This window comes from Rothia sp. ZJ932 (genome assembly GCF_016924835.1).
Taxonomy (GTDB): domain Bacteria; phylum Actinomycetota; class Actinomycetes; order Actinomycetales; family Micrococcaceae; genus Rothia.
In genome coordinates, this window is the sequence record NZ_CP070480.1 from 2,221,992 (window position 1) to 2,243,740 (window position 21,749).

Consider the following 21,749-nt stretch of genomic DNA (forward strand, 5'->3'; position numbering starts at 1 on the left):
ATTTTAAGTGAAAACATGTCTTAGATTGAACGCTCGGCAAGATAACTACTGCGCGAGATCCCGGTGGACGTGGTATTCGAGGTCGTACACGTCGTACACAAGGCATTCTGCAAAGGTTTGCACGGTAAAAGCCGCACCGTTACCTCGCAGACCTCACTAATATACGCAAGATACTTTAACGGTGACCAGGTCACTACGGTAGGACGCTACCTGAGCCCCTGCCTTTGCCTTGTGAAGCTGTTACGAACAAAACCTACGAAACTAAGAACGGGTTCAAGGTTAACATTGCACTCTATGGAATCTTCCACTCAAATCGTCCATTAGCACCTAAGAGATATAGTAAAGACCCTTAGCTCACCTCAAGAGAAGGAAATAGCAACGTGCCTTCGATGGCTACAAATCATCTATTTACTACACATGTTGATATTCAGCCTGTCGCGCCCAGTAACTATACTCGCCGTAATGCACAAAAATAGGTATAGTCAGCCCCTCACGCAAGGGCAGCTTACCCTCAGATCCCTGGAGACCTAAGCACCCCCTGGACGACCAGCACGCCTTCAGTCTTTGCAGCCCACCTACAATACATCACCTGTTTCACGTGAAACATTTACTTCTCGAAGCACTCCACCAGAGCCTTAATCATGGCACCCATTCGCGAGCGCTCCGGCTGCACGGGGTCAATCCCCTGCTCTTGCAAGGGCACCGAGGTTACCGACCCAACGCTTGCCACCACAGTTTTCTCACGTAGAGCCGCTACGAGTTCGGGCAGCTGCTCACGTTCGGTAGCATAACCCAAGAGCGCTTCGACCGCAGGGGCTGCCGTGAAAGTCAGTGCATCCACTCGACCGGCAATAATATCTTCAATTAGCCTGAAAACCGCTGGGAGATCTTCAGGCTCTTCCCAACGATGTGGTACCACAGTCATAAGTTGGGCACCGGCGTCCACTAGGCGCTGTTCTTGGGCAGCATCAGGCTTACCGTGCTGCTGTAAAAGGACGCGCTTGCCATCTACACCTACTTCAAGGGCAAGATCAACTAGGGCACGAGTAAGTTCCCCTCCTACTGCCATACCCGAGTCCTCAAATCCCAGGGAGCGCACAGCGCCGCGTCCTTTAGAACCTCGCACATAGAACGCGGAATCAGACAGGGCAGCACGCGCCTGCTCGCACAACCCAAAACTTTCAGCTGCTTCGAGCCACCCTTTTAGTCCGTAACCAGTAGTCACCAAAACCATGTGGGGCGGGTTATCAATGACCGTGCGAGTATCAGCTTTCAACTGCTCATCAGCATCAGTGGGCACAACGCGCACCGTAGGAGCGTAAATGACGCGCGCCCCCTTGCGCTCAAAGGCTTCCCCCTGCTCGACTGCACGGCGGGACGCGGTGACAGCAACAGTGATTCCTGCCAGGTGTTGCTCTCGTGGCTCAGCAGACATGACACTCCTTGAAATAGGGGGTATATATACAGGATATCTTTTGGATAAGCACCGCAGCAGGTTGTTACACAAGAAGTAACCAAAAGACCCATATCTACAGGTGAGGAATTATGGACTCAGGGCGAAAGAGGGAGCAAATATTCCTTACGCGGGGAATCTGGATTACATCCCTCTACTCAGGGCGACCAACATCCACCAACCAAAAGGCAGTGAGTGGATGCCGGGGAACGTCTAGAACGCTTCAGCAAATCTGCTAAGAATCAATATCTCACTAGGTTAAACACAATTCATCATATGATGAATTGAGGAATATTCTACATCCGTAGAATATATCTTTTAGGGGGTGGGGAAATAACTAAGCTATGCTTAGATGCATGGCAGTGAAGAAAATATCAAAGACAACAAAGGGCAATGCCCATAAGGCTGGCAGAAGAGCAGGCGAAAGCGATACTCGTAACGACATTCTCAACGCTGCCAGCACCCTCTTTGCACGGCACGGATTCACCGGGACATCCATGCGCGCCATCGCCGCAGAGGCCAACGTAGACCCCGCCCTGATTCGCCACTTCTTCACCAATAAAGACTCCCTATTTTCCGTACTTGTCGACAGCCACGCAAACAGGGCAAAGGATGCCATCACCACCCTTGACCTCTCCGACCTATCGGAAGCTGAGGCTATCATTTACACATATCTTCACCTGTGGAATTCTGATGATTTCAACCCCTTCCTCACAGGCCTCCTCCACTCGGTCACCACCCCCACCGATGATGCTGAACAGTTCAAAGAAATCTTCTGGGACGTCTTCACAACAGGACCCCTCGATAACGCCGCCCGTAAGATAGACCCCATCGCATTCGCCCTAATGAGCTCTCAACTTTTAGGACTCGCAGTGGGGCGCTACCTTCTCAAGATGCCTCACATGACCGTACTGAGCAACGAGCGCATCATCGAAGAACTCTCTCCCGTTATTCAGCAATACATAGACGGCACTTACCGCTCCCCCAGTGAGCGCACCTCTATGCAGCGTACCCCCAGCACAGAACACCTCTCACTCACTCCCGATAAAGGCAGCGATTCCCATCCACCTCTCCAAAAGGATCCGGAGCCCTCAGACATCGAGGAAAAAGACACCCGGAAACCTACCATCGAAAACGAGGTACTGTCTTTGAAAGAAGGCACCCCAGATGAAGCTCCTCAGGGTCTACACACGCTAACAGAGGATGAACTTCTTATCGCTGAAGAAATTCCAGCGAATACCCCCTCAACACCGGCACTCCTAGAAGATGAAACTCAAGAACCAAACTTCTACACGCGTCCGGCGGTAGAAGGCGCCCATGAACCCACCCTCTTTGAAGAAGAACCCGCACCGACGAAGAACAAGCAGCAAAAAACCAGCAACGACCAAGAAGCTTTATTTGACACCCTCTTCTAAGAAGCAGAAAGCCCCTGATGTTTCACGTGAAACATCAGGGGCTTTCGCGCACTAGAAACCAAAAATCACAAAAGTCACCGCGAATAAAAAACCAGAAAACGTGCTGAAAGAACGCAAAAAGCCATCACAAAAACCCACCAACGACGACATAATAAAGCCAGCCGTACCGGCGCAACCCAGCACCTCATTTCACCGCCAAGAACCTCCCACATTCTAAGGGTGGCAATGTTTACGGCCTTTAGAAAGCCAATACCCACGCACCACGCCAATTGCGCATAACCATGAAGATCGCACCTTCTCTCTTAAGCGATTTACTCCCACGTAGCACTGGCAGGATCCACCCCGTACACCTTGGCATTCGCATCAATAACCTCACGCAACCACCGCGCAAGACCAGGCTCACGCGCATCATAATGCTCAGCAAACCGGACATCCGCAACATACATACAGCCCAATAACACCTGCTGAGCATGCGAACAGTTATAGTAACGGTTGATGGACGCACGGTGACGCTCCGCAAGCGCATTCGCCTCTTCAGAACCAGCAAGGACGCCCGCACGCTTAGCGCTCGCCGCATCAGCCTCTAACGCCTCAGTCTCAGACCGAGCACGTTGCCAGTCCTCATCAGTAAACCGAGCCGTATTACGCTGCGACTGGTTATAAGCATCGGTATTGCTCCAGCGCTTGCGGACCTCATCTGCATAATGCGCCTGAATTGCCTGAGCCTTTTCGGTGGCGGTCAAGTTCTTTTCTGACATATTCTCCTCCATCAGGTGATTGACGGTTTCCAAAACCGTCGTGAGATGAGAGATTTTGTCTTGTAGCAGCCGTTTTTGCTCCTGCAAGTGAGTGAGAGCTGAACGCTCACCATCAGCAAGGACGCACTGAATTTTCTCAAGTGAGAACCCCAACTCACGATAGACCAGGATGCGATGCAAACGATCAATATCGTCTGCACAATACACCCGGTAGCCGGCACTTGATCGTTCGTGCGGGGTCAGCAGACCCACCGCGTCCCAATGGTGCAGGGCTCGGACGCTCACCCCCACCAAGCGAGCGACCTCACCCACTGTGAGGTAATCATTAATCAGCCTGCGTGAATCTCTCATACAACCAATCGTGGCACCTAACGTCGCGTCAGGGTCAAGGATTGCGCGCCGAGAGGGCATTTTAGGACAGGTTTTCACCCTAAACCTATCCTAAAATGCACTCTCGGCGGTCGGGGAGAGACTAGAAGTCGTCTCCACCGGAGTAGGAATCATGAGTCATATTCGCAAAACGCGAGTAGTGGCCCTGGAATGCCACCGCAATAGTCTTAGTCGGGCCGTTACGGTGCTTCGCCACAATCACATCAGCCTCACCAGCGCGCGGAGACTCCTTGTCATACACATCATCGCGGTGCAAGAGGACAACCATATCCGCGTCCTGCTCAATGCTGTTATGAACAGTAATACCATTAGCGATGAAGTTATGGTGCCCCAGAACGGTAGCGTCAAAGACCTCCTCCTCACCGCAGTACTCAATCTCAACAATCGAATCCCAGAACAGGTCATTCACCGCCACCATATCAAGCTCAGCAGAATCAAGAAGAGTGGCTACCTGAGACAGTCTCGAGGGCGCAGGTGAGTTCTTGTAGTAGGCAGACCCACAATACTGAGAGACCATTTGGAACCCACGAGGAGTCATACCTTTTTCAGTAAGAATTCGTTTGACATCATCCCACACCTGGGAAGGGGCCGTGTCGACATTCGTATTGGACTTACACCCTTCGCTTTCGAGAACATCCAAAAGTCGTTTGCACTGTTCAGCACGATTGCCAAACACAGAAATCTCACGCAAAAAACGCAGTTGTTCATCGCGTCCTGAAATATCTAGAGAGTAACCCGGGCGATACTCGCCCTTCAATGTAGTTTTGCGAACACGAGAATTGATGCCAAAACGCAACAGGAGAATAGAAAGCTGATCCACTAGCTCACGTGAAGTTGAGGAATAGTAGATACGCCCTGTTCGACCATTCTTGTTCACAGTTACAGAACCATCAGTTGCCCACAGGTGCTGAATAAACAGAGCAATCTGACGTTTAGGCAGGGCATTTACTGACTCAGGGATAAATTTTTCCCATGACCGCAGACCAAAAAGACCCACTTCATCCAGCCAAGAAGCCAAAGGATTACGTTTGCCGTGGGTAAGTCGATGGGGCGCAGGCAGACGCAAAGAAACACAACGGGCAGCTTCGTGCTCATCACGCACAGCTGTAATACCGAACTGCTTGAGGGCAGCGTCAGTCATTACCTTCAAATTATTTTCATCAATAGACGCATACCGTATGGGCTGATGTTTTACAGCCGAACCATCGCCCAACATATGAGCCAGCAGGATGACCTGCTCATCGCTCCACTTCACGCGCTCTGAGGGGCCGTTTACATGGCGGGACACGCCAATGCGCTCGCCGACTTCTAGCTCGCCCAGCCCCTTCCACCCGCGGAAGGTAAAGAAGGGATGGTTAGCGGTTGCGCGCAGGGTCTTGCCGGACGCCGTAGTGAGGCGGTAGACCGGCTTTACACCGGTTGAGAAAACGTGGGTGAGGTGACGTTCCACGAAACGCATATCGTCACCTAGAGACCACACAGGTACATCCTGAGCTCCGGCTGCGTAAAGCTCGCCCATAGTGGTTTCCGCGCCGGTGTCTGCCCTGAGAATACGAGTATCCGCGGTGAGGCAGCCCGATTCGCGAAGATCTGACACCATGGGTTTCTTGTCGGTGCGCTGCTCCGAACCACGGTTCAGCTGCGAAAGCGCGATGAGAGGAACCTCCAGTTCCTTCGCCATCAACTTCAGCGCACGGGAAAACTCCGAGACCTCCTGCTGACGAGATTCCACCTTCTTACCCGAGCTCATCAGCTGCAGGTAGTCCAGCACAATCAGCTGCAAGTTATTGCGCTGCTTGAGGCGGCGTGCCTTCGCGCGAATCTCCATCAGCGTCATATTCGGCGAGTCATCAATAAACAGGGGCGCGGCGTCCATCTTACCCATCGCCGTTGCCACCTTCGCCCACTGGGAATCATCCAGCGTACCCTTACGCAAATCAGATAAGTTCAAAGACGCCTCAGCCGAAAGTACACGCATAGCAATCTCATTACGGCTCATTTCCAACGAGAAAAAGACCGTTGCCATATTGTGCTTAATCGCAGCGGAACGAGCGATATCCAGAGCGAACGTACTTTTTCCCATGGCCGGCCTCGCCGCAATAACAATCATCTGACCTGCCTGCAAACCGGCGGTCAGCTCGTCGAGCTCGATGAAACCGGTGGGGACGCCGTGAATGCCGTCGGGGCGGGCACCGTTAGCCTCGATTTCCTCAACCGTGGCATTCATAATCTCACCCAGCGGCGCATAGTCCTCGCTCTCGCGAGTATCAGCCACCTGGTAAATCTCAGCCTGCGCCTGATTTACCAAAGCATCGACCTCACCATCGCTCTCATAACCCAACTGCACAATCTTCGTACCAGCACTCACCAGACGGCGCAGCACGGCGCGCTCGCGCACAATCTCAGCATAAAACCCAGCATTTGCAGCAGTAGGCACCGAAGAAATCAAAGAGTGCAAATAGGGCACACCACCCACTCGCTCAAGCTCCCCGCGCTTCTTCAACTCATCAGCCACCGTCACCGCGTCCGCAGGCTCACCGTGACCGTACAGCGAAATCACAGCCTCATAAATACTCTCATGGGCAGGCTTATAAAAATCAGTACCGCGCAGCACCTCAACAACATCAGCAATCGCGTCCTTCGACAGCATCATGCCGCCCAGCACCGACTGCTCAGCCGCGTCATTATGCGGGGGTGTTCGAACAAACTCAGACTGATTTTCAGACACGAAAGCCACCTTGGATAGGGAAAAGAACCGGTTTCTATTATCCCCCATTCTTCAGCATCGCATGGAGTCTAGGGGGTTTATACTGAGCATAAGTAGTTCATCGCACCCAAGGAAGAAAAGATGAAATCCACACCCAACACTCTCATCGTCTGGATTTCAGCGGTGGCAGCAACAGTCAGCGTTCTCATAGTTGTTTTGACCACAGCGACCCTTGACTACGGGTCGCCCCTTACCCCTCTCATCGAAATATTCAGTGTGCTGGGCAACGTATCCTACATACTCTTAGCATTTGCACTGCTACCACTGATTAGCAAAATCTTTCGAGGCGAAGGTTCTGCCTCAGAGACCCGCACCGCGTGGGTTGCTCCTTTAGTAGCCACAGGGGTGCTGGTTGCTGTGTGCATACCGGGCATCATTCTTCTTTCTCTCAACTCGCCGGTAGCGTTCTAGGAGGCACACCATGAGTAACTACACCAGCACATCCGCCCCGACGACAGGACGCACCCTCGGGCTTCTCGGAATCATTTTCACCCTCATCGCCGTGCTCGTGATCTGGGTAGTCACCCTCGCGCCCCTCTTTGACCCTGAAAGTGAAATGTGGCTGTTCGTCTCGATCATCTTAATGCCCTCTGCCCTGCCGGGTTACATGATGCTGATACTCGCCGCAGGTAAGGGATACCGCAGTACACTCGCCAAAATCTGCGCACTCGCAGTGCCCCTCACCGCGGGACTACTGGGGCTTATGCTCCTTTGGTTCATCTTACCTAGCATCAGCATTCTCTAACCTCACCCGTCTTTAAATACCACCGGGCAATCTCCGTTCATTCTGCTGGGTGCAGTGAACAAAAAGTGAATCACTCCCAAACAAACCTCAACACCTTTACCAGCTTGAGGGGCATCTTTCACCAAGGACTGAATCTTCGAATTTATCTAGCACTGCGACTAATCTAACCTCATCCGGGAGGTACATATTTTTGTAAAGTTACTGATGATACCTTTCAGTCGCCAGAGGCAACCCACCGATTCGCTGTATGAATCAGATGGACGATACAGGGAAAAATACTCCTTGAAGTCCTGGAATGAGTGACTCATCCTACTCAAACAAGCACTAAAGATACTTGGCTCGCTGGCGATTGATGGAATACTAATTCTTCAAGCAAACGCAAACGTACTGGTTTTACGCTTCAAATAATCTGCACATTATCCAGTCAACCATTTGCGATAACGAGCCAACTTCCAGGAGCTAAACATAACTACCTTCAAAGCTCACGGCTTAGAGAAAGCTGACGTATTTTCACGCGGTATACAGGCATCGGCTGAGGTCGTATAGTGGGTGTTTTCGGTGGTACGCGGGTTGGTGTTTTTGAACCACAGGGAACCCCTTATGAACTAAGATCTCTAGCCCGGTTGCACGCTGATATAGCAATGACCCTTCCTATTGGCTGAGATTACTTGGTCGAAGATTTAACTCTCATTGTGCCAATAGTAGGGCCATTGTCTCGATTGGTGTGGGGCTTTTAAATAAGCTTCCTAGCAGCTAGTAATAAATTATTCTGAGGCTCTCACCCCTGCATAGCTTCCAGTTACTTTCTGCACTGCATATCGAACCACTCTCTCCAATGGACCATGTGCAAAGAAAGCAAACCAGCACACAGAAAACAGTAAAAACACTCCAGCAGTAGTCCAAAAGAACCACGGGACCCTTACAACACCGCCAGGACCCACCATAATAAAGACTGATAAGACGTGCAAAGAATAAACCGTCAGTGGCATAGTGCCCAAAGCCACTATTGGTAAAGCTAGCCAACGCAGCCTAGCAGCGACCATCAGACATACCGATACCACGACTAGAGCGAGCCCCCCCGAGCCCATAATCTCAAGAGTTCCACCAGCGTGAGGTTCAGAGGCGATCCAAACTGCAAGGATTGTAGGTACCAGATCTGGCTCAACCAGACGTTCGCCTACTTCGGACCATTGGTTTATTATCTCCTCTTCTGATTCACCCTTTTTCTTATCGAGATCTTCCTTAGATCCTGTTAAAGTACAGCCAATATACGCTTTATCGAAACGCTCACATTCGTACTTCGTGAAGTCAAAGTCTTCAGATGGAACGGTCTCAGGTGGAACGTCCTCAGCAGAATATAGTTCCTTCTTCTGTTCCGCAGTTATAGGTGAAGAACTGGAGTCAGCAAAACTCATCAGACCTGGCAACATGATGCCAAGGACAAGAGCAAGCCCAGAGCTCAACACCATAAGCCCCACACCCGCACCAGCTAGCTTCGCAAGAACTTGAAAACTTCCTAAATCCAGACGTCCCACATACATCCCTAATAGCATCAACGATGTCCATGCAGCAGGAGAATAGATTGATTGGAAAACTAAAGCGTAGCCAAAACCGTTACTGGGCATTAGAGTCTGAGTCACAGCAATCAGAGGCGGACCGATAACCATGATACCGGCAGACCACCACAAGAGCGCTCGTGAGGTAGCTGTTACGAAAGGCAACATCACCATATACAAAGCCCCGTAGAGCGTAAGAATCACCATTATAGAGGTGCCGAGCGATTCCAGTAAAAGACCAAAGCCGAAGATAATGATCCCGCGAATCATGAGGTTGATTCTAGCGGTAGTTACCGCCTCAGCGCTCTTTGTTTTCCACGCTGCTTTAGTCATCAAAGAGATTGATACCCCAGCAAGCAAAGCGAAGAGCAAAGATGGGTGCCCATGAACTATGGCGTTATAGCTCTGTACATCAAACAGTGAAAAAACATCAGCTGTAGGGTAAGTATGTGCAGCAATCATACCGATAATTGCAAGCCCGCGTGCCAAGTCAAGACCCGCAAGGCGTGGTGCGGCCCCTAAGCGAGCTAACCTGCTGAAAACCGATGAGGATGGTATCTGTCCTATTGTCATAATTGGTTAGCCTAACCTAAATATCTCAACTTGAGAAGACGACATGCTTCTGCGTTTTCAGCAAGATGCCCTAGAACATCTTCATCGATGCTTAATACAGAGACCTAGAACCTTATTTATAAGGTCTTACCTCACACTAAAATCACTTAGTGAGTTCCAGCAAACTCTGCAAGAGGGCCAGAGGAGAAGATTCCTGCGGTTTCTATGCACAGATAAAAATAGGGGCAGAAACACCAATGCCTGCCGCCAAAAAATTAGTTGATACCCTAGATGGCACCTCAAATTCCACAATCCATCTGTATTCCCCCTCCACAGCCTGGAAAGAAAAAGGAGGGGACTGCAGCCGCTGAGTAATAATCCGGTTATTTTTTGGGGCAAGCGGTACGCCTAAAACACCACTAGCTGGTGAGGAACTGGTACTGTAAGCCGATCTTGAAGCAGCCACCTCATTACCTTGAGGGTCAATAAGGTACACTCTCATGGTGGGGTGCAAGGTATTTGGCGCGTTGGCGGGTAGTGAAGTGATCCCGTACTGAGTTGAGTAAGTGCGCCCAGCTCTCAAAGCACCCAAAGCCTCACCCCCTGAGCTAATAGTTGTTGAGTAACGCACTAAGGCTATACCCCCAGGGTTGGCGGTAGTAGAAGAGATGAAGTAATCCACATTATCCACCCCTCGATAAACCTTGTTTGCCTTAGGAGAGTAAAGAGAACCCTGAACAGGGTTCTCTAATGTCCAAGAAGCATCAAATCTCTTCTCATAAGACGGGCATACAGAAGCAGCATATGCTGGCACCAAGCAAGTACTAACAACAACCGGAGCAGCCCACAAGGAACCCTTTAATAGAGCGCGTCGTGATTCTTCACTTCTCTGTAAAATTCTATTGTTCATTTTTCTACCCCAGTTTACTTTCGCTCTTCATTAGGTAGTTACCTAATCTTGTTAGTACCAGATAGTACAGGCAAGTAACCTGCCTAAGTTGAAGACCCAACCTCTCCAACTAGTGATGTTTAACATGCTAGCTACAGGTGATGGTCTAGCTTTTTGAACAAGAGAAGATGCAGCAGTTCCACGAGCAAAAGTTTCAGGTACTCAGTAAAAACTATGCGAAAAATATCATACGCATGAGTTACCCAGCGTGGATTCACGGTGGAGGATAAAACGCCAGCGTATAAACGCAGCTCAGCAACCAGCACGTTGCTGACAGCCCTTACCAGCCACCTCGCCTGACCAAAACCCTAAAAATCACGCCTCTGACCTACCGGCAGAACATCATCCGAGCAGGCTACTACCAAATCTACGCCTACCACAGCATTGCAGGATGCACCATAGCAAGACCACAAGTTGAAGCCTGCCTCAAAGAACTCCGTCCAGAAGATGCCCTCGGTAAGGTGGCATATGATGGTTGCATTACCTACGCTTGATAATCAGGGAGCCTTCCGTGTCGAAGAAGACGAAGAAACAGCAGAAGAAGCTGGCTAAGGCGCTCAAGAGCCAGCATAAATTGTTGAATAAAGTTGTCAAGCAGAACAAGAAGCTGCACCGCCAGTTGCGTGTGGTACATCAGCAGCTGGACGCACTGCCCCTGGCAGCTCAGGCACCCCATACCGCGAACGATGCTCAGCCCACGCGGTCTCAACCTCACCGGGCGCCGGTAGTGAGCACTAAAGACCGCCCGGGAGCGCCAGCCCCCTTACGCAGCGGCAAATACCCCTCGCCCTACCTTCGATACAAGGTGGCGAGCGCCCTCCGCATCACGCCCACGATGATGAGCATCCGCTGTATTCCCGCAGGTGGGGCGCGGGTGGAGAGTCAGCATCTGGTCGGTGAGTACATGCGGGTTCTGGTTTCGCGTGATGGCTCTGCCCTTGCAGAGCCTGAGTTTAAGGGCAGCAAACCGGTATGGGGCAAGCCCTCCCCTACCTCACGTAAATACACTATTCGTAAATTCTGGCCTGAATCTGGTGCCATTGAGTTGGGCGTGGTCATCCATGCGAAGGGTCCGGGCACCCAGTGGGCGCAGCAGGTTCAGCCGGGCGACCCCGTTCACCTCTTAGGACCGCGCTCTGGGTACGACATCAGCGATAACTACGACTTCTACCTGTTGGCAGGTGATGAGACGGGGCTACCCGGTATGGCTCGCTGGATTGAATCTATGCCCGCCACTGCTCGGGGTGCTGCCTATATTGAGATTCCTTCTGCTGAGTCCGAGCAAGAAATTCTTGCACCCGATAATTTCGAGGTTCACTGGGTCATTCATGAAACCGAGAACTCGCTGTATCAGGCAGTGAGTTGCGCCGAGCGTCCGCAGGGTCAGGTATTTATGTGGCTGGCGGGTGAGTCCCGCTCCATTCAGCCCCTACGCCAGTGGATGCGCACCGAGCTGAATCTTGGTAAGGATCACGCTCATGCCAAGGGGTACTGGAAAGATAAAGACTAACTCAAATAGTCCCTAGCAATCTGCGCTCCCAGTTCTTCAACGTGCGGACGCGGGTCGGCCAGAGATTCTTCGAGACTCACCCCGGTACCCAGCACCGAGTAGACAGCATCGAACCCGGCATCGCTCCACTGACTCTCATCAAGTTCGCAGGCACCGCAGACTGCAAGGACGCGTGCGCCCACCTGACGGCAGGCAGCGGCAACACCGGCGGGGCCTTTGCCTTGAAGGGTTTGTTCATCGAATTTTCCCTCACCGGTAATGACCAGGTGAGCTCCGTGGAGTGCCTGGTGAAAGCCGGTAAGTTCGAAAGCGACATCAACGCCAGGTCGCATGGTTGCCCCCAAAACTGAGAGGCAGGCAAATCCTAGACCGCCGGCAGCGCCAGCACCGGCGGCTTCGCTGAAGGTGCCCCTGGCAACTTTCAGGGCTTGCTCTACGAGCTGGGCGGTATGTGCCAACAGGCTATCGAGTTCAGCAACATCAAGAGCAGATGCGCCTTTTTGTGGACCATAAATAGCAGGAGCACCGTTGTTCCCATTCAGAGGGTTAGTCACATCGGACGCCATCACAAAAGACACCTCATGCAGGCTGGGGTGCAGGGTCGAAAGATCAGCACGGGTGACGCCGCTCAGAGCAGAACCACCGTGCACAGCAGTCGGATTCTCAGACCCCACAAACCGCACCCCCAAGGCGCTGAGCATGCCCGCACCGGCGTCCGTCGTGGCAGAACCGCCCAGACCGATCACTATCTCAGATGCATCCTGTGCTACTGCGTGCAAAATGAGCTCGCCTACGCCGTAGGTGGTGGCACCGCATGCGTCCAAAGAATCCATGAGACGCAAACCGCAGGCTTCAGCCACCTCAATTACGGCTGTTTGTGTAGAGGGGTTCAGCGCATACCGGGCAGTCACCGGTGTACCTGCCGGGCCGGTAACGCGCGCAATTTTCTCTTCAAAACCTGCAGCGAGTGCAGCATCCACCGTGCCATCACCACCATCAGCAATAGGGCTGATGCGGGGAGCAAAGCCCTCCCCCAGGACTCGGCGCATACCGATAGCAAGGGCGTCCGATAGTTCGACGCCGGTGAGTGAGCCCTTGAACTTATCAACAGCAATGAGAACGGTCATGCTTCTAGTATCGCGCACCATCCACCGAGATCCTGATTTATTGCCGAAATCCTGATATAAAACAGGATTTCGGCAATAAATCAGGATCTCGATGCACAGAAGAAAAGCGAATGGCTCAACCGCATTTGGTTGAGCCATTCGCTAATCACACACACATACATACTTTGAGAAACCGTCAGGTTTCTGACCAAGAAAGTCACACAATCACTCTCTTAGCTCCCTGAGGAACCGTATGATTCAAGTATGCTCCGCCCACCTTGAAGTTGGTAGTAATCTGACTGAGAGTTACCTGTGCATCTCACAAATCTAGGGTTAACGTTCGTTGCGCCTGTAGTTATCTAAACGCTCAGGGGTAATAATTTCTAGGTTCTCTGTCAAAGGATCCCCCGGACGCCATGTTTCTCGCACCAGTAACCGTTTGGTTCTTCTGCGGGTTTTGCTACGAAAGCTAGGACGCGGCACCGTAATACTCACGGGTTGAGGTAGCTGCCAGTTGCGCCAGCGTGACAGCAGACCCAAAACGCCACAACTCAGGATTGCAACCGCCATGCCAAGGGTTGGCTGGTTGAGTGCTACGGTGAAGATAGCCATTTCGGCTGCGCCAATGAAGGCGATGGTTGCGTACAGTGAATTGCCGCCAAAAATTGAGGGAATCCTGTTGACCATCACGTCTCGTATGATCCCGCCACCCACCGCGGTAACAACCCCTAAGACGACTGCCGGGAACCAGTGCAATCCTACGCTCAGACTTTTGAGGGTGCCAGTGGCTGCCCAACAGCCCATACCCACAAAATCGACAATGAGCAGAAGACGGTCAGTGATTTTGCCGCCCAGGTCAATTGCGTAGGCGACCCCGGCAGATACAAGGGCTGCTACCCAGTAAGCGCTATCGGTGAGGGCAACGGGTAAACCGGTGTTAAGCAGGACATCGCGAATTAGCCCGCCGCCCATGCCGGATGCAACGGCAAGCATCAAAAAGCCAACCACATCAAACCGGAAGGCTCGTGCTACAGCACCGCCAAGCAGACCGTTGGCTGCAACTGCGGCAACATCAACAACGCGATACCAAAGGTCTGGGTCAAAAGTTGCCATAAATACCCCTCCCTCGTCTTTCTTCCCGTATCCTAGTACACTGCCTTGAGACCGATAACGCCACCAATAATCATGGCGAGAAAAAGAATTTTGAGAGCGGACGCACTCTCCGCCCCAGTGAGCATCTCCCAGCTGACCGTCACTATAGCACCGATACCGACCCATACTGCGTAGGCGGTACCCACGGGGAGCCCCTTGAGTGAATAGGCAAGCCCCGCCATCGAGGCGCACAGCCCAACCACGAAAATCAGGGAGGGCACCAACCGCGTGAACCCCTCAGACTTACCCAGAGCTGTCGCCCATACCGCTTCGAGAACGCCCGAAAGAATCAGAATCAACCAGTACATCTTTGCTTTCTGAGCCGTCTTGTCGCTGACCGGGTACGGCCTCCCTCGTCCGGGGTCTTGCCTGAACGGCTGAAGACCTCGAATGATATTAGCAAAGTTTCAACTCACATCATCTTCGACGAAAAAATGCTGTACACCCGACGATGTGAGGTTCTGAGAAACCCCAAAGTTTTAGTACCCTCAGAAGAGATTATTCTTCTTTCATCCAGCAAGAGGCTTGCTGTGATTGGTCTTGTTGATCCGACTGCGGGTTTGATTCTTAGCTCCCTCATTGCCGTGGCTTTTTGTTGCTGGCGGTGAGCGCTTTTGCAAGAGAGAAATGATTTACCTGCCCTAGTACATGCAACGCAGGGAATTCTTGCACTGACTGCGGGTACTTGTGTTCTTGGCGCGGTGTCTCTGGCAGAAATCTGGGGCGCCAGCCTGGTGGCACTCTTGCTGGCTTTCCTCTAAGCATTGGGCAGGTTCTCGTCAAACATTAACGAATATGGAGGGAAATCTTTTTGTTAAACACGAAGGCGAGATCCCCATACAGATCTCGCCTTCGTATTGAGTATATTCAAGGCTCAGCATTACCTTGTTTATTCAGCACACACACATTTTGCTTCACGTTCTCACCGAAGTCTTACTACTATTATGCATGCCTATTCTTGGGGGTAGTTTGAAAAAACCTGCAAGAAACCTGAGTGTTTAACGACTTCTACCTAAACACCTGAGAAAACCACCAAACCCATGAAAATAGTGAGCGGATTGAACACAAAGGCAGCCACGAGAAGAAAACTCAGCCAGAGAGTGTATTCTCTGAACTTCACCAAACCCACAAGAGCGAGTAAAGCAGCAAGACCAGCAGCAATCGACCCCAGCACCAGAGCCACCAGAAAAACAGTAACCACCACTGAGGTAGAACCCGCTGTAAAGAAGAATGCTACCAGCAGCATCAACACCGAAATACCCTCAGCAATACCGGCTGCTACTAGCATCTGCCCCGCCGGACTCAAACGTTTTTTCGCCATGCCTACAAGCATGGCAGAAACAGCGCTGGCAACACAAAAATCAAGGCATACAAAGGGACGCGCCAACCCGCTCTCGCTAAAGAGCAGGTGAGCGCGTCCTTTGAACTAACGCTAGGGGCTAACCCCTAAAAGAGTTAATTATTCAGCGACAACGTCGAGCTCAACGTTAGCAGTTACGTCTTCGTGCAGACGTACTGAAACGTTGTAAGTGCCGGTTGACTTGATTGCTGAACCGAGGTTGATTGAGCGCTTGTCAATTGAACCTGCACCAGCAGCTTCAATAGCTTCAGCTACGTGCTCAGCCTTAACGGTACCGAAGAGGCGACCATCAGCACCAGCCTTGTGAGCTACGGTGATGGGTGAAGCAGCAAGTTTAGCTGCCTGTGCCTTAGCGTCCTCAAGATTAGCCTTCGCGCGAGCCGCACGAGCTGCCTTGATTGACTCAACCTGCTTCTCGCCGCCTTTGGTCCAGGTAACAGCGAAACCGCGGGGCAGCAAGTAGTTACGTGAGTAACCGTCTTTAACGGTTACAACGTCGCCTGCAGCACCGAGACCGGTAACTTCCTGAGTAAGAATGATCTTAGCCATGTTCTTCTACTCTCCTTATTCTTTAGCGGCCAGCGCCTGAGTAGGGCAGCAGTGCAACTTCGCGTGCATTCTTGATTGCCTGAGCAATCTTGCGCTGTTCCTGAACGGTTACGCCAGTAACGCGACGAGCACGGATCTTACCGCGGTCGGAGATGAACTTACGCAGCAGTGCAACGTCCTTGTAGTCAATTACAGTAACGTCAGCAGCCTTGAGCGGGTTCTGCTTGGGTTTGGGCTTACGGATTTCAGCCTTAGCCATCGTGGTGCTCCTTATTAGTCTGGGAGCCCGCGGGTTTCAAACCGCGGGATGGTGGATATTTTGGTCTTAGTTAAAGAAGGTGAACGCGGTGAAGCGTGAGGCTCCCTTTAGAAGGGAGGCTCATCGTCAGCGCCGCCACCCCAGTCATAGTTACCGCCGGACTGAGCGCCCCACGGATCAGCTGCGGGAGTAGCAGGTGATGTTGCAGGAGTAGCAGATACCGCGTTAAAGCCACCGCCGGTGTTGCCACCGTTGTTGTAGCCATTACCGCTACCAGCGTTGAACTGGTTAGCTGCCGGGGCTACTGGGGCGTTATTGTAACCGCCCTGCTGACCGCCGAAGCCGCCATTTTGCCCGCCTGCGTTGTAACCACCCTGACCACCGCCATTGAAGCCACCGTTTGCAGCGCCACCGTAGTTGTTACCACCGTTGCGCTGATTGCGGTTGACCGAAGCGGTTGCGAAACGGAGTGAGGGACCAATTTCTTCGATCTCTAGCTCCATTGAGGTGCGGCGTTCGCCTTCTTTAGTTTCGTATGAACGGGACTTCAAACGGCCCTGCGCGATAACGCGCATACCCTTCTTCAGGGTTTCGGCGATGTTCTCCGCAGCATCACGCCAGGCGGACGCGCGCAGGAAGAGGGTTTCGCCCTCTTTCCACTCACCAGACTGACGGTCAAAGACGCGCGGGGTTGATGCGATCGTGAAGTTAGCTACCGCTGCACCGTTGGGGGTGAAACGAAGCTCGGGATCGCCAGTGAGATTACCAATGACGGTAATAACGGTATCGCCGGCCATAATCAGCTCCTGTTAATGTCGAAAGAAGTATTACTTGAAAGGGTAGACTCACCGACTGACATTTTAGGGTCTAGTAACCGTGCCAGCGGGAGAATTTTCAAGAATTTACTTTGCAGAGATCTGCTGATCTTCCGGGCGGATGATCTTGGTGCGCATGACAGATTCGTTCAGGTTCAGAACGCGGTCAAGCTCAGCAGCAGTCTCAGGGGTTGCAGTGAAGTTAACGACTGCGTAGATACCTTCGGACTTCTTTTGGATTTCGTATGCCAGACGGCGACGACCCCAGATGTCCATGTTGTCTACGGTGCCGTTGTCTTTGGTGACAACTTCGAGGAATTTCGAGAGGGTGGGCTCTACAGCCTTGTCCTCTACCTCGGGATTGAGGATAACCATCAGTTCGTATGCACGCATGATTAAACCCCTCCTTTGGGCTAAACGGCTATGGGATTTCCATAGCAGGAGTATCTTCTAGTTCTGTGTGCCTCGCGGGGATTGGCCGGTTGGCTACACAGACTCATTCAACTTTACAGTAGTGCGGCGGCTTTGGGCAGGGCTGAACAAGGTTTTCTAGCAACTTCGGTGCAACTCACACTAATTACGCCCCTGCTATTTACCGACGCGCGCACCTACGCCAAGAACGCGCCGCTTACCCGATAGATATCAAGAAAGCAGCGCGTCCTAGTAGCTAAGAACTAAGCAGTTTTAGTAGCGGTAGCCCTGATTGGCGCGGACGGTGGCAATAGCATTGAGGATTCGCACACGCAGGGGAATGGTAAAGATGTCAATAAACATCAAAAAACCCCAGAAGAAGAGGGGAATGTACCCGATAAAAAGAGCGACAGTGAGTGAGCCGATACCAAAGAGAGCCAAGTAGATGATTCCCATAAAAGGCGCATTCAGGTAGAACTTATGAATACCTAGCCCCCCCCAAGAAGAACCAGAGCACGTAGGCAACAATCAAGGATTTCGACCTCACCACAACCTGCGGGGTGGCACCCCACAGAACGTTTGACTGACCCCAGCTTGCTCGTTCTTGGTCAGTAATAGGGGTAGGAATATAGTGATCGGGTTGCTGACTCATAGCCCTCCATCTGTAGGTGCGAAATGTGTTACTGCGAGATGCTTTCTGCGTCCTGCAATGACACGTCAATTTTCGCGCTGTTACCTGTAGATTCTACCCGCGCGTCAATTGCGGCTTCGATAGTTTCACGTTGAGCTTTACCGTCGATTTCGTAGGTTAGCTCGAAGACAACGGGGGAGCGTTTCTCAGCTTCCCAGACAGTGGGCTGCTCAAAGTTTTGAGCAAGGACGAGGGCAGGTCGATTCACGAGTTTCCAGCGGACCTTCTCGACCACCACGCGCTCATCAACATCACTGTCACTTTCGCTGTCATCATCTACTGCGGGAACAGCAACCCTACCCCGCAAAGACATTCCGTTTTCTACATATTTCTCAGATGAGGGGCACCCACTGGGCGATAGACTGCGGGCTTCAGCGCACCTTTTAACCAGCCTGCTCACCTCTTCATCAACCTCGGACCACATGCGAGATGAGGGACGAACCCCTAGTGACAGCGATTCCACTTTATTGTCAGTCAAGGCTACACTGAAGGGCTTATTCATGCCTACCAAGGAATAATATGAACCCTTAGGTGTGTCTAACTGATATTCACCGGGCAGAAGGACAAGACCCCACTGGGTAGCTCCACTAGGCATTACAGCCCCCTGACCGGCACCTAAATCAGTTTTCACACCGTTCACAGTTACCGCATCCAGCGGCAGCGGAGCCTCAATAGGCTGCACTATTTGCGTGGGGTTAACCAGCTGCCACTCGTCATTCAAAAGCCCCTCTTTTTCAAGACGCTCCACAGGAATATCAACGGTATGCCACTGGTCATGCACCTTGACCTCAACATGCGCTACAGCCTGATTCACACCGGCGGTCTCAACATCCTTAATACGGTGATCTTCGATACGCCCTGTTGACCTGCGGTAAGCGGCGCTTTTAATGAAGATTTTGTGATCGGCGGTGAAAACATCTTTATCAAGGGCAGAGAAATAGCTACCGCGCTCCAGTGAGCGCAAGTAGGAGTTCACTGCCTGCTCGGGAGTGCTATTGGTCGTGAGGTGATTGGTAATCGACGCGACCACTGCACCCACCAGCGCCAAGGAGAAAGCAACAAGCAACAAGCGGTTGCGCACAGTAATGCGATCCCTGGCGGTGAGAATACCCGCAATCACCTTAGGCGGCTTGTAGTTGCGGCGGGGCTTAGGTTTCTTGCCCGCAGAAGAAAGGCGGCTCTTGCCAGCCTGAGAGCTTTGAGGCGATGACTCAGCCACAAGAACCTCTTTCTCTTATCAATATCTAAATTATAAGTTTACTGTTTACGGGCGCCCGGGCTGACCAGCCCGCTCTCATAGGCGAAAACAACCACCTGCACGCGATCTCGCACATCGAGTTTAGTCAGAATAGAACGCACGTGGGTTTTCACTGTTGTCTCAGAGACGAAGAAACGCTGGGCAATTTCAGCATTCGACAAACCCTCAGCAATAGCGCCAACCACCTCGTACTCACGCTTGGTCAGCAGAGCCAGCTGACGTTTGTACCGTGCGTCCGACTCTTGAGCAGCAGGACGCGCGATGTACTCTTCTACCAGTTTTTTAGTGATGCGCGGGGCAACAATAGAATCTCCCGCACTCACCACCTGAACGGCACGAACCAACTCATCAGGTTCTGAGTCTTTGAGCATGAAAGCACTCGCGCCAGCACGCAGACCGGAGAAAGCATACTCATCCAAATCAAAGGTGGTCAGAATAATGACCTTTGAATCGGTCTCAGCAGTAATCTTAGCGGTGGCGTCAATGCCGTTGAGCAAGGGCATACGAACGTCCATGAGCACAACATCGGGTGCTAATGAACGAGCCAGATCGTACCCTTCAAGACCGTTCGCACCCTCGCCAACCACCTGAATATTATCGGTGGACTCCAAGACCATCTTGAAGCCCATACGAATGAGGGGCTGATCGTCAACAATAACAACTCTTATCTGAGGTGCCATATATACCCTCCTAGCTATTATTCCATGCCAAATGGGCTTTAACCTGCCAGCCACCCTCTTCGTGAGGGCTTGCTTGCACCGTACCACCGTAGAAAGCAGCGCGCTCTCTCATACCCGCAATGCCCTTACCAGACCCAATGCTGGGTGGCAGAGAATCACACAGTAGCGACCCATCATTAATGATAGTCAACCAAATATCTGGCAGGTTAACCTCCACCTTCACACTAATATGCTGGGTATTTTGCCCATATCGCAAAGCATTGGTCAGTGACTCCTGCACAATACGGTAAAGACTCAACCGCAGATTGTTATCAGAGGGGATCTCTTGCCCCTCGTGTACAAATCTCGCCTTCATGCCGGTGCTAGCAAAAGACTCGGTTAGCACCCGCAGGTTATCCACCGCTTTTTCTTCCGCACCCTCGGCGGGGGCTAGACGCGCATCCTCACCCTCATCAGAACGCAATACACCCAAAGTGCGGCGCATATCAGCAAGTGCGGTGCGCCCCGTCGTTGAAAGCTCTTGAAGAACCTCACCGGCTTTTTCGGGGTTCTTAGCGGCAACGAACCTAGCCCCATCAGCAAGAGTAATCATCACTGTGAGAGAGTGGGCGATTACATCGTGCATCTCGCGAGCAATGCGATTGCGTTCCTCAGCAGCAGCCAGAACCTGATTCTGTTTAAACCCAGCCAGAAGCGCCTGTTCAAACATGCGGTTGCGGTGTACCGCGCGTCCCACCAAAAAGAGGGTGATGTAGAACAGAGCAATAGAAATGATGTCCCCTGCAATGTAGGGGAAATCCGTTGTTGCTGACTCCACCCCTTCAGAGAACTCAACGCTAATGAGATCCCCAGAGTTGTTGATGGAGCGCAGATAGAGCAACACCTGCGTAGATATAGCCATAAGGGAATACAAAATACATCCCAGTAGACCCCGCCTAAAAGGCTCACGTGAACCCAGGGTGTACATAAAAACCCATGAGGTAGCACCGCTGACCACATTGTTCAGTGGGAATGCTACAGCAATCAAATCGACAACACCGCTAGCTAACAAAAGCCACAATGAGTAGCGGTTGCGCCAGAAAATCCCCAGAGAAAAGAGAACGCCCAGTGATACCACCAGTAGAAGCTGAGCCCCTTGACTCAAACCTGGGGCTTGACCCGCGTCAGAATCCCCTGCCAATACCTGAGACGCTGACCCCACCACAAAAGACAACAGGTGCATAACCACCAGTGCCACATTAATAATGCCGGGATGCTCATTAACCCACCGCAGCAGCGGGCCGCGTCTTTTCGCCAGCAGGCGCTGACCCTCCTCAGAGAAATCAGCGCCTGCCGGTAATGTTTCATTAGCCTTCTTCAAGGCTTCTACAGCT

General features: G+C 52.0%; 22 protein-coding genes and 1 riboswitch. Of the genes, 4 read left to right on the forward strand and 18 right to left on the reverse strand.

The window, feature by feature from the left end:
- Nucleotides 1–607: 607 nt before the first annotated feature.
- On the reverse strand, nt 608–1,435 hold the full coding sequence (locus JR346_RS10115; protein ID WP_205482434.1) for a uroporphyrinogen-III synthase: 828 nt from the start codon (nt 1,433–1,435) through the stop codon (nt 608–610).
- A 380-nt stretch (nt 1,436–1,815) separates the two neighbouring features.
- Between JR346_RS10115 and JR346_RS10120 the strand changes: the two genes are divergently transcribed.
- Nucleotides 1,816–2,868, forward strand: coding sequence for a TetR/AcrR family transcriptional regulator (locus JR346_RS10120; protein ID WP_205482435.1), 1,053 nt, complete (start codon nt 1,816–1,818; stop codon nt 2,866–2,868).
- Between the two features lie 311 nt (nt 2,869–3,179).
- On the opposite strand, the gene JR346_RS10125 is transcribed toward JR346_RS10120, so the two are convergent.
- Complete coding sequence (locus tag JR346_RS10125) at nt 3,180–3,977, reverse strand: MerR family transcriptional regulator (protein WP_205482436.1); 798 nt, start codon at nt 3,975–3,977, stop codon at nt 3,180–3,182.
- A gap of 121 nt (nt 3,978–4,098) precedes the next feature.
- On the reverse strand, nt 4,099–6,792 hold the full coding sequence (locus JR346_RS10130; protein WP_204877805.1) for a replicative DNA helicase: 2,694 nt from the start codon (nt 6,790–6,792) through the stop codon (nt 4,099–4,101).
- A gap of 72 nt (nt 6,793–6,864) precedes the next feature.
- Here JR346_RS10130 and JR346_RS10135 point away from each other — a divergent pair, with 72 nt between their 5' ends.
- Together JR346_RS10135 and JR346_RS10140 are read left to right on the forward strand one after the other, a co-directional pair.
- Nucleotides 6,865–7,194: a hypothetical protein gene (locus tag JR346_RS10135; protein WP_204877804.1), complete on the forward strand. Its 330-nt coding sequence runs from the start codon at nt 6,865–6,867 to the stop codon at nt 7,192–7,194.
- Nucleotides 7,195–7,204: 10 nt separating this feature from the next.
- Nucleotides 7,205–7,528 carry a hypothetical protein gene (locus JR346_RS10140; protein WP_204877803.1) on the forward strand — a complete coding sequence of 108 codons (324 nt, stop codon included), beginning with the start codon at nt 7,205–7,207 and terminating at the stop codon, nt 7,526–7,528.
- A 764-nt stretch (nt 7,529–8,292) separates the two neighbouring features.
- On the opposite strand, the gene JR346_RS10145 is transcribed toward JR346_RS10140, so the two are convergent.
- Entirely contained in the window at nt 8,293–9,657 is a 1,365-nt protein-coding gene (locus tag JR346_RS10145) for a heparan-alpha-glucosaminide N-acetyltransferase domain-containing protein (protein ID WP_205482437.1), read from the reverse strand.
- 202 nt (nt 9,658–9,859) lie between these two features.
- Nucleotides 9,860–10,546 (reverse strand): hypothetical protein, encoded by a 687-nt coding sequence (locus tag JR346_RS10150; RefSeq protein ID WP_205482438.1) that lies wholly within the window; start codon nt 10,544–10,546, stop codon nt 9,860–9,862.
- Between the two features lie 550 nt (nt 10,547–11,096).
- On the opposite strand from JR346_RS10150, the gene JR346_RS10155 reads away from it, so the two are divergent.
- Entirely contained in the window at nt 11,097–12,095 is a 999-nt protein-coding gene (locus JR346_RS10155; protein ID WP_205482439.1) for a siderophore-interacting protein, read from the forward strand.
- On the opposite strand, the gene JR346_RS10160 is transcribed toward JR346_RS10155, so the two are convergent.
- The 13 genes from JR346_RS10160 to JR346_RS10215 form a co-directional block, all read right to left on the reverse strand.
- The gene (locus JR346_RS10160) at nt 12,092–13,222 is read right to left on the reverse strand and encodes a glycerate kinase (protein ID WP_205482440.1); all 1,131 of its coding nucleotides are present in this window, start codon (nt 13,220–13,222) and stop codon (nt 12,092–12,094) included. The two genes, JR346_RS10155 and JR346_RS10160, sit on opposite strands and share 4 nt — an antisense overlap.
- Nucleotides 13,223–13,534: 312 nt before the next feature.
- Entirely contained in the window at nt 13,535–14,314 is a 780-nt protein-coding gene (locus JR346_RS10165; protein ID WP_204877797.1) for a trimeric intracellular cation channel family protein, read from the reverse strand.
- A 32-nt stretch (nt 14,315–14,346) separates the two neighbouring features.
- Nucleotides 14,347–14,661, reverse strand: coding sequence for a multidrug efflux SMR transporter (locus JR346_RS10170; RefSeq protein WP_205482441.1), 315 nt, complete (start codon nt 14,659–14,661; stop codon nt 14,347–14,349).
- 8 nt (nt 14,662–14,669) lie between these two features.
- Nucleotides 14,670–14,743: riboswitch (guanidine-III (ykkC-III) riboswitch) on the reverse strand.
- A 622-nt stretch (nt 14,744–15,365) separates the two neighbouring features.
- Nucleotides 15,366–15,674: a hypothetical protein gene (locus tag JR346_RS10175; protein ID WP_204877795.1), complete on the reverse strand. Its 309-nt coding sequence runs from the start codon at nt 15,672–15,674 to the stop codon at nt 15,366–15,368.
- Between the two features lie 138 nt (nt 15,675–15,812).
- A complete protein-coding gene (gene rplI / locus JR346_RS10180; protein WP_205482442.1) occupies nt 15,813–16,262 on the reverse strand; it encodes a 50S ribosomal protein L9 in 450 nt (149 codons plus the stop codon).
- A gap of 22 nt (nt 16,263–16,284) precedes the next feature.
- The gene (rpsR, locus tag JR346_RS10185) at nt 16,285–16,521 is read right to left on the reverse strand and encodes a 30S ribosomal protein S18 (protein WP_004005948.1); all 237 of its coding nucleotides are present in this window, start codon (nt 16,519–16,521) and stop codon (nt 16,285–16,287) included.
- A 107-nt stretch (nt 16,522–16,628) separates the two neighbouring features.
- Nucleotides 16,629–17,318, reverse strand: coding sequence for a single-stranded DNA-binding protein (locus tag JR346_RS10190; RefSeq protein ID WP_205482443.1), 690 nt, complete (start codon nt 17,316–17,318; stop codon nt 16,629–16,631).
- A 105-nt stretch (nt 17,319–17,423) separates the two neighbouring features.
- Nucleotides 17,424–17,729, reverse strand: coding sequence for a 30S ribosomal protein S6 (rpsF, locus tag JR346_RS10195; protein ID WP_204877792.1), 306 nt, complete (start codon nt 17,727–17,729; stop codon nt 17,424–17,426).
- A 291-nt stretch (nt 17,730–18,020) separates the two neighbouring features.
- The gene (locus JR346_RS10445; RefSeq protein WP_240333958.1) at nt 18,021–18,203 is read right to left on the reverse strand and encodes a hypothetical protein; all 183 of its coding nucleotides are present in this window, start codon (nt 18,201–18,203) and stop codon (nt 18,021–18,023) included.
- Between the two features lie 22 nt (nt 18,204–18,225).
- Nucleotides 18,226–18,399, reverse strand: a complete 174-nt coding sequence (locus JR346_RS10450; RefSeq protein ID WP_240333959.1) for a TM2 domain-containing protein — start codon at nt 18,397–18,399, stop codon at nt 18,226–18,228.
- A gap of 28 nt (nt 18,400–18,427) precedes the next feature.
- A complete protein-coding gene (locus tag JR346_RS10205) occupies nt 18,428–19,657 on the reverse strand; it encodes a hypothetical protein (RefSeq protein ID WP_205482444.1) in 1,230 nt (409 codons plus the stop codon).
- Between the two features lie 38 nt (nt 19,658–19,695).
- Nucleotides 19,696–20,376 carry a response regulator transcription factor gene (locus JR346_RS10210; protein ID WP_204877790.1) on the reverse strand — a complete coding sequence of 227 codons (681 nt, stop codon included), beginning with the start codon at nt 20,374–20,376 and terminating at the stop codon, nt 19,696–19,698.
- A 10-nt stretch (nt 20,377–20,386) separates the two neighbouring features.
- Nucleotides 20,387–21,736 (reverse strand): sensor histidine kinase, encoded by a 1,350-nt coding sequence (locus tag JR346_RS10215; protein ID WP_205482445.1) that lies wholly within the window; start codon nt 21,734–21,736, stop codon nt 20,387–20,389.
- Nucleotides 21,737–21,749 lie beyond the last annotated feature (13 nt).